We start from the raw sequence: 2,085 nt of genomic DNA, 5'->3' as shown, positions 1-2,085 counted from the left end.
GTGGTGTTCCAAGGTACCGAAGGAGCAGCCTTTAGCCATCATCCCCAGCTTACAGCTGCCTTCGGTCGGCTGTATGCCACCTGGTCCTGTGGAGAACGGGACGAGGACGATGTGGGCCAAAGCCTAAGGGCCCCGCAATGAGTTTGGAGAAACCCTTTGCACTATGATAGTATTGAGTCCCAGAAAAGCAAAAGGGTTCAAGCTTCAAAAAGGCCCGCGATGCTACTTAGACTTCGAAGTCGTCCGACCTTTCATGGGATCCTTAGGCTGGTAGGGACAAAGATCCATTCTGGAGGCAATGTCTCGTTTCCCAGGGCCTTGAGTACTCTTTCTGCAGCTACCATTCCCATGCGATAGCCATCCTGCACCACCGTTGGAATCGGCGGTTGATAGTGCTTCATAATATCCAGGCCGTCAAAACCAATGACAGGTCTTGGCTCACCGGTTAGCTCTGTTATCAGTTTGGTAGCCCGGATGGCTAAGTAGTCAGAGGTGGAAAAAACGGCAGTGGAATAGGCTAGGGCTTTCTTGAACTTAGTGATATCTAAGGTAGACTCATCCACGGTGCCCCTGTATATCCCTTCAATGACTAGGTCGGGATTGTAGGGTATAGAATACTCCGCGAGGGCCTTCTTGTAACCTTCTAACCTGTATTTGCCCTCGATATGGTCCAAGTCGATGATGGTCATGATGTTGTGGTGTCCATGTTCGATGAGGTATTTCGTAGCCATGTAGGATCCTCCAAGGTTGTCGCACATGACCCCGGAACACTCTTTGGAGGCGGGATACCTCTGTACATGGCAGTGGGGAATACCCTGCTGGTCGAGATATCGGCAAAAATCCTGATCTAGGTCGTTTATCCAAACCAATAGAGCATCGATCCTCCGGCTCAGAACAAGGTCCCTTAGGTAGTCTGTTATGTTGTTGATCCCCTTTTTCGAAAGAAGCTCCAGGGAATACCCGTTATCGTCTAAACATTCCCCAATACCCTGGAGGATCTGGGCGTTTATGGTGCTGGAGAAGATGAGATAGGTATCGATGAGTACTCCCACGACATTGCTGCAGTTTGATGCCAGACGTTTAGCCCAGATGTTAGGACGATACTGAAGCTCTTCGGCGATACGTAGAATCCTCTCCCGTGTCTTTTCGCTGATTGGGATGCCGCTTTCCTTGTTGTTCAGTACCTTTGATACGGTAGCTACCGAGACATTGGCTGCCTTTGCGATATCCCGTATGGTTACTGTCATAATCTAACCCTCTCACCAATGGTAATTGGTATGCGTTAACCGGTTACCCTCTGTTAAGATCATAATAACAAGGCTTTGTTTCCAAGTCAAGCATTTCTTGTAAGAGTCTACTAATGCCACGAGAAACCCGGATCCTGCAAGGGTTAGTCAGGACAGTGTGTTTCTCATAAAACTAAGCCGCTTTTGTCCCGGTGGGTTCATCGAGAGAGAGTATTAGCAGGCTCAGCAGCAACCAACTTGGACTGGGCTTGAGGCCGTTGCTAGTGGGCATCCTGGCGCAGCTGGGGTGTGGGGGGTAGTGCCCACCGATAGGCGGGATGGGGAGGCCTACCTGTATCATGTGGCATCCCCAGAGAGGAGCCCCGCAAGGTGGCCTGGAGGGATCAGGGCGTGGCCATTGGCTCCACCACCCAAAAGGTGGAAGCGGCCTGGCGGCTGGTGAAGCCTAGATCATCCTGGGGTCTTAGGATAATCGCGCTTATGCGTTACGTGATGGGTGACATAGATAGTATCCATGCAGGGAGCGCGCACAAACCGGGCCAAAGGTCGATCAACTATTTACTAAAACGTTACGGTAAACCACTGGATCCTTTAGGATGATTCCTTATCAAGACTACGTCTCTTTTACCTTAGTCTCTGTAGTAACTCAATATGGGCGAAGCGTCTAGTTATGCGTTACACCCCGTTTGAGAAATCTCCACCAAAATATAGAGGGTTGTCAACACATTTCCGGACATTCAGTTAAGCGACACCCTTCGCAACCCTCTCGGTGTAGAGGTTCAACCATTCGATAGGACTAAGATATCCAAGTCGTTTTTGTACCCGACGCGTGTTGTAG

The 2,085-nt window shown here is 50.1% G+C and carries 3 protein-coding genes; 2 read left to right on the top strand and 1 reads right to left on the bottom strand.

Annotation, left to right across the window (positions count from 1 at the left end):
• Positions 1-141: hypothetical protein (locus GXX57_08460; protein ID HHV44678.1), on the top strand; the 141-nt coding region annotated here is incomplete at its 5' end.
• Positions 142-251: 110 nt separating this feature from the next.
• Here GXX57_08460 and GXX57_08455 read toward each other — a convergent pair.
• A complete protein-coding gene (locus GXX57_08455) occupies positions 252-1,247 on the bottom strand; it encodes a LacI family transcriptional regulator (GenBank protein HHV44677.1) in 996 nt (331 codons plus the stop codon).
• A gap of 369 nt (positions 1,248-1,616) precedes the next feature.
• Between GXX57_08455 and GXX57_08450 the strand changes: the two genes are divergently transcribed.
• Positions 1,617-1,847 carry a hypothetical protein gene (locus GXX57_08450; GenBank protein HHV44676.1) on the top strand — a complete coding sequence of 77 codons (231 nt, stop codon included), beginning with the start codon at positions 1,617-1,619 and terminating at the stop codon, positions 1,845-1,847.
• The last annotated feature ends 238 nt before the right edge of the window (positions 1,848-2,085 follow it).

This window comes from Bacillota bacterium (assembly GCA_012839765.1).
GTDB lineage: Bacteria > Bacillota > Limnochordia > DUMW01 > DUMW01 > DUMW01.
Note: the sequence above shows the minus strand (reverse complement) of the source record. Positions and strands in the feature narration are given on the sequence as shown.